Here is a 6389-nt window from a genome sequence, read left to right as displayed (position 1 = left end):
CAATAATAAACCGCTCATTATCAAGCAATGCTTGGGCCCGTGGCCTAAGTATTGCCGTGCCTGAAATTTAAGAAACCAGATTTTTCGCTTTATTACCTATGTCACGCCATGCTGCCGTAAGCTCACAGATGATGGTACAGAAGAGTTGCGACTATTTTGGTTTAGCCTATCTTCAAGCTCAGCCAACTTATTCCATAAAAAGTGGATGATATCTTTTGCCTCTTCAGGCGAATCGAAATCTGGCGGTGGAGGTAATGTTTTCTTATTCATACCTCCAGATTGCCACCACAAAAAGATCACTCAAGTTGAATGTGGGATCAAGTTAACTCAGTCACATAAATTTGCTGTCAATAGCTCCTGGGTGAATAGTTACGTTATTTTGACCTTGAGTTACACCACCACTATCCCGATTTGCCGTTAATTAAATTTTGGCTCGCGTCGGCGTCATGTTGCTGCCGAGCATATACCGTCAATCAGGGCGAGTTGTGGCTACAACACCTTCGCTTGACTCAAGCCATGTGCCTCGCGATGGAGCAGCAGTCTTATAGTCCTGATAATCTCGTCGGATACAGCGAACGAATGGTCATCGTCGTGGATGTTGAAACTCGGTGGGTGGTGTTTTGCAGTGAGAAACCGTTCTTGCCCTTCAAGGCGTTGGGGTTTCAATTTTGGCATTGTTACTATCCCTCACCACATTGAGGTAACCAAACAATAAAGGCTCTGGCTCTATGGAAAAGACCCACATTGTTCTATCCCTTTATTTTGCTGAGTATCTGGCGCATATCCAGAGTTCAGGCAAGATTGACCCAACGGGCTCTGTTGGGCTAAAACCAATCGTCTTCAGCAGCAAAAAAATCTAAGGGATCAATACTCATCAACTGTTGATGCAAACGCGCCGCATCAACTCGCTCTTTCAAGAGCTGCTGAAGGTGTTTGACCGTTCTCACCTCTTGGCATCGCTGATGCAGCTCTTGCGCCTCTTGTTGTAGAGAATGACGGTATTGGCTGAGTTCTCTTTCTCGGGAAACTTTGTTTCCTCCACCAAACTTCTGCCAAATAAAACTCTTTATATCATCACCGCTCCTCAGCTCTTGGTATTCTCTATTTAACAGAGCTACTTTCTCTTTGAGCGTTGCCTCTAAACGCGCGAGCAATTTGTCGTCCATTACCATTTCATGATCAGGCAGGTACTGCTGAGCCATCAAAAGCAGTGCAACCACATCTTTTTCTTTCTTCGCTTGTGATAGCTGCTGCATTAACGCACTTTTTTCATCTTTTTTGGTGACATCTGTTTCTCTATCAGGGTGTAGCTGCTTAGCTAATTGCCGATACAGCTTCGTCATCTGTTTATCGCTATACAGTGCTTGACTCATCGGTGAGAAAGGCGCGTTCAATTCATGATTTAAATCATCACCCGAGAAAAAGTCCTCTGCGCCCCAATCAAATGCGTCTTCCTTTTCATTACTGTCAGCGTCAATTTTTTCCGCTAAAAGTTCTTGCAGGTAAGCCTGGAACTTGTGCGGCTCTCTCACCATCTCAATCAGCTCTTCGTGAGACAATTCGACTTCATCACCAATCATCATCTCAAGCTCGTTACGAAACGCCTCAAGCACCTCGGTAGGAATCTCATCTGGCACTGGTTGATGTGAGGCATCCGCGAGCAGCGCCTGATTGAACGCCTCGCGCAAATCTTTGGTGTTAACAGGGTTGAACGGGTTGGCCTCTAAAACCGAAAGCTCTTCTTGCAGCCAATCATACAAAGCCTCACGCTGGGCACTTTTGATAGTTTTACGCGGTATGAAGGAAATTAAGTGTTGAATCCAGGCCTCTGTCGCTAAACAGACGGCTTGCTCGGTCGCTTCTGTCGATGTTTTAAACTCTTGATAGAATTTATCGAGTTTAACTTGATACCTCTGATTGCGCTGACGCTTCTTTTCAATATCGCTCCAAAGTTGATTGAGCTTGCTCTTCTTTGCGATAGGCGACTGCGTCGCTGTCAAGGCGGTGAGAGTGATTGTTGGCATGCCTACAAAGTCCTAAAAATGTGATGGCACAATTTATCACTTTTGGTCTAATGTGTCATTTGTTGCTTTAACTCAATCTCCCCGTTCCCCAATTTCAACGATTACCCGGAGACACAAAGCTTTGGCTGTTCCTCCCAGCCTTGCAAGTTTTTCAATCCTTCAATAATGGAGATCGAGGACCATATCTCGCGAGAACAGCCTCATGTATTCTTCGAAGCTCTTCTAGTACAAGCATTGAGATATTGGCTTTATCTTGCTCGTTGATTACATTCCAATAACATTCAATGAACAACTCCCACTAAACGCTGCGCGTTTTGAAGGAGTTGTTCATTTTAATACAGTAACCTACAAACAAACTGTCTCAGGATGGAGACGTATTTGAGACAGTTTTCATCCTTGTTAACGAGCCCAATAGGTTGAAAACCAGGAACGATTGGGGGAAGATTTTACGGGGTATGCTCATTGCTAAATGAGACAGCAACCTAAGATAAAGATAAAGATAAAGCTAAAGGCTCATATCAAATTTATTTGTTGGTGAGCTTGGTTGTGAAACTCTCTTACCCATGCTACTAATTGTTTCTCTCACATAGTCCCAATACTCAGGTACATCAAGCGTTTTTGCTTGCAATGTTTTAGGTACAAATCGACTCATCTCGCTGTTGAAGTCTGCCTTAACTGCATCATTTTCAGTTAGGTTTTTCATTTGCCAGCCCAGCGCAATCAAAAAGTCATCACGCTCTTTGTCGCGGGCCTCTAGTTTGTTGTTGATTAACTGGTTATTGACCTCAATGCCTCTTTGATTTAGCCACACAATATCCCACACATCACGGGGCTTAATTCGCCTTGCCCTGTATGCTAAAGCAATGAATTTATCAGCTAAAATCTCGTCCATTGTTTGGCAACGGATCAGCATACCTTCTGTTGGTGTGTCGATTCCATAGTGATTTATAGGCACTCGATTTGTCAAATCGAAAGAGGGTAAAGCACAAACATCAATGTGCATTTTCTGTCTGGGCAGATCTGCACGGTTTGGTTCTTTCTCGATGCTGATTTTCCACGATGATGTATTCCCTTGCTTGTCTGGGCTAGGTTTATTGACGTATACAGGTATTTCATATTTCTTTTGCAAAAAGCTCTGTATTTCATCCTCAAGCCCATCAAACATCGATGGCTTAAAATCATGACCACCATTAAAGTCTAAGTCTTCAGATAACCGAGAACTGTTGTAGCAAAGGCGTAGTAAGGTACCGCCAATGAAGGTGAGTCTTTGTAGTGCCCCGTGCTCTGTCATGACATGCAAAATATCATGATGAAGTATCTCTTTTTCGATCACTTCAACAACGGGTGCTAACTCTGGGTTACGTTTTAGAATTTCGTCTATTTTTTGTTTTAGCATAGTAGAGAGCCCAGTTAGTGATTTATCATTTGTAGGTTTCGTTTACAGCTTTTTAAATCGGCTAATGCTCGATGAGGCATAGCTCGATACATTTTCACCTCTTCGTCGAAGAATAGGTCATTTTCAAGCTGTGATACTTTGTGCTTAGTATGTGTAAACTCAACCACTCCGTAGCGAGTTTTAAATGTCCCACTTCGTCCCCGAGTCATTAGAGTCAGGCGATCCATAATGATTTGAGATATCTCTCCAGTACGTGATAATTCACTCTCTAAACTTATATAATTTAGGTAGCCAGGCCTTAATTTACGGGCGACTTCATATATTGCAGTTCGGGGATTTGGAGGGGTGATTGTGCTTTCAAAAAGACCATTAGCGATTCGATTAATGGTGCCTTTTTTAACACAGTCGTAAAGAAATTTGTTAAAACGGGGTGTTTGTTCGACATTGAGAAGGTAGGCAAGTTCAGCCTTACTGAATACGCCTTTGCCAAATTTACTTGATTCAGCCATAGCTGAAATTAGTTTTTCTACCTTAGTCACTGGTCTACACTAAGTTACTTAATAAGTAATTTAGTGTAGACCATTTTGTGAGTAAAAGAAACGGTGGCATCCATCAGAAAAAAGACAGGACATGTATTTGGCGATACGGTTTAACATTCATTCAGTGTTAAGATAATAAAGCAAAAGATAACGCTTGGCACCATTGAAGGTGTTTTTCCCACACTATTGACCTATCCAAATGCCCACCTGTTTGTTTAAGTGCGTAATAGTACTTCGCTAAAGTCAGCCCAGGGGACTGGTAACTATTCACCCGCGAGGCCTTGACACTAAAGTTATGTGACCGGGTTAACTTGATCCCACATTCAACTTGAGTGATCTTTTTTCGGTGGCAATCTGGAGGTATGAATAAGAAAACATTACCACCTCCGCCAGATTTCGATTAGCCTGAAGAAGCGAAAGATATCATCCATTTTTTATGGAATAAGTTGGCTGAACTTGAAGACCGACTAAATCAAAATAGTCGAAACTCTTCTGTGCCACCATCACAGCAGCCTTTGCATAATAAAGCTAAGAATACTTCACCTAATCGGAAGAAATCAGGAAAAAAGCAAGGAGCTCAACCAGGTCTGTAACGTCGAATGGGCATTTTCGTGTTTCATGCCCCTCAGCACACTTCTGGACAGAAATCATTCAGAGCAGAAGTCTGGATTGTGTACTTCCCAAAACAACCCCCATTCTAAATCAACCTAAACCGTTCACTTCCCATTCTAGCGCTGCCGAAGACGTTTGCTCTTCCAAGATGAATTTGTCACGACCATTGCCCAGTAAACTGATAGCCAAATAAGTAGCGTATTTTATAATCGATACATTTTCCTTTGTTGTGTATTAAAAATTAGATACAAGAATCTTTATAATGTATGTAAAATCAGATACTATTGTCATCGCAATGTATTTAATTAGAGATACAAAATTATGAAAAAATCCGGTGTCTATGCCGTTGCACTCAAGCAAGTCAAAGCAAAAATCAGCGCTTTACTCGGTTTATCTGTGCCTAAACCGCCGAAAAATGGTTGGGTGCGCACTATCCGTGAGGCCTTGGGGATGTCGGGCGCGCAATTAGGTGAACGTCTTAATCTCTCTCGTAATCAAGTCTCTATATTGGAGCGTAAAGAAACCGATGAAACCATCACACTCAAACAACTTAAACAACTGGCGAGCGGGCTCGATGCCGAACTGGTTTATGCGATTATTCCGCGTCAGTCGATTGATGACATGATAGAAGCGCGCGCTATGGAGTTGGCCAAGCAGCGTTTGGCCATGAGCCACCAATCGATGTTTTTAGAAGCACAGCAGTTAACCTCAGAGCAACAACAGCAAGCGCTGGTTCAATTAGCCAATGAGATTAAAACGGGCAGCACCCGAGATTTGTGGAAAGTCAGTTTGCAGGAGAAATACCAATGAGTCTGTTTGTTGAACCAGAGGGCGCAACCCAACTAAATGCCGATGATGTTGCCGGGCTGAAATTTGATCACATCACGACTCGCGAAGAGCTTAATGAGCTTGAAAATGCCAACATACTACAAGGGTTGAGTTGGTTAGCCACGACGCCTAAAACCAGCATGGATGACATTCTTTCTATGGCGTTTGTGGAAGAGTTGCATCAACGTTTGCTTGGTGATGTGTGGGAATGGGCCGGCAGCTACCGTCACCGAGAGTTGAACATTGGTGTCGATCCGCTGAATATCCGGCCAGATTTACACAACTTACTGGAAGACATCAAATGCTGGATTGAGTTTGAACACTATGACAGCCTAGAACTCTCGGCTCGGATACAGCACAGGTTAGTTAAAATTCACCCTTTTCCTAACGGCAACGGACGTCACTCGCGCGTGATGACGGACTACATACGAATGGTACTACTCAAACAAAAGCCTTTAGTTTGGTCCAATACAGATTTGGATAAACAAAGCCAAGAGCGGGGTGAGTACATTGCGAGCTTACGCCAAGCTGATGCCGGCGATTATGCGCCTTTAATTCAATATCTTCAGGCGAAAGGGAATGTGACTTAAACCAGGCTTTGTTGCTTAATTCGGTTGTAAGACATGGCAGTCCAAAGGTAACTATTCACCCAGGAGCTATTGACAGCAAATTTATGTGACTTAGTTCACTTGATCCCACATTCAACTTGAGTGATCTTTTTGTGGTGGCAATCTGGAGGTATGAATAAGAAAACATTACCTCCACCGCCAGATTTCGATTCGCCTGAAGAGGCGAAAGATATCATCCACTTTTTATGGAATAAGTTGGCTGAGCTTGAAGATAGGCTAAACCAAAATAGTCGCAACTCTTCTGTGCCATCATCTCAACAACCCCTGCATAATAAAGCTAAGAATACTTCGCCAAATCGGAAGAAATCTGGAAAAAAGCAAGGAGCTCAACCAGGTCATAAAGGCCATCGCCGACTGCTTC

At 43.1% G+C, this 6389-nt stretch carries 6 protein-coding genes and 2 pseudogenes; 4 read left to right on the top strand and 4 right to left on the bottom strand.

From position 1 onward, the window contains the following. Positions 1 to 120 precede the first annotated feature (120 nt). The 4 genes and pseudogenes from FKN93_RS17845 to FKN93_RS16675 all read right to left on the bottom strand — a co-directional run. A pseudogene (locus FKN93_RS17845) lies at positions 121 to 270 on the bottom strand (DUF6444 domain-containing protein); the annotation flags it as partial. A 554-nt stretch (positions 271 to 824) separates the two neighbouring features. Next, a complete protein-coding gene (locus FKN93_RS16685) occupies positions 825 to 2024 on the bottom strand; it encodes a J domain-containing protein (protein WP_170905697.1) in 1200 nt (399 codons plus the stop codon). 505 nt (positions 2025 to 2529) lie between these two features. Continuing rightward, positions 2530 to 3420: a nucleotidyl transferase AbiEii/AbiGii toxin family protein gene (locus FKN93_RS16680; RefSeq protein ID WP_170905696.1), complete on the bottom strand. Its 891-nt coding sequence runs from the start codon at positions 3418 to 3420 to the stop codon at positions 2530 to 2532. Positions 3421 to 3434: 14 nt separating this feature from the next. Further along, on the bottom strand, positions 3435 to 3959 hold the full coding sequence (locus FKN93_RS16675) for a hypothetical protein (RefSeq protein ID WP_135455637.1): 525 nt from the start codon (positions 3957 to 3959) through the stop codon (positions 3435 to 3437). Positions 3960 to 4366: 407 nt separating this feature from the next. On the opposite strand from FKN93_RS16675, the pseudogene FKN93_RS17840 reads away from it, so the two are divergent. The 4 genes and pseudogenes from FKN93_RS17840 to FKN93_RS16660 all read left to right on the top strand — a co-directional run. After that, a pseudogene (locus tag FKN93_RS17840) lies at positions 4367 to 4552 on the top strand (DUF6444 domain-containing protein); the annotation flags it as partial. 340 nt (positions 4553 to 4892) lie between these two features. Next, entirely contained in the window at positions 4893 to 5381 is a 489-nt protein-coding gene (locus tag FKN93_RS16670; RefSeq protein ID WP_170905695.1) for a mobile mystery protein A, read from the top strand. Next, positions 5378 to 5989 carry a mobile mystery protein B gene (locus FKN93_RS16665; protein WP_014610887.1) on the top strand — a complete coding sequence of 204 codons (612 nt, stop codon included), beginning with the start codon at positions 5378 to 5380 and terminating at the stop codon, positions 5987 to 5989. The genes FKN93_RS16670 and FKN93_RS16665 overlap by 4 nt, the downstream gene beginning before the upstream one ends. A gap of 150 nt (positions 5990 to 6139) precedes the next feature. Beyond that, a partial coding sequence (locus tag FKN93_RS16660; protein WP_249374206.1) for a DUF6444 domain-containing protein occupies positions 6140 to 6389 on the top strand: 250 nt, incomplete at its 3' end.

The organism is Vibrio sp. A8-1, assembly GCF_013048685.1.
GTDB lineage: Bacteria > Pseudomonadota > Gammaproteobacteria > Enterobacterales > Vibrionaceae > Vibrio > Vibrio metschnikovii.
The sequence above is the reverse complement of the archived record's forward strand: the minus strand, read 5'-3'. Positions and strand labels throughout refer to the sequence as shown.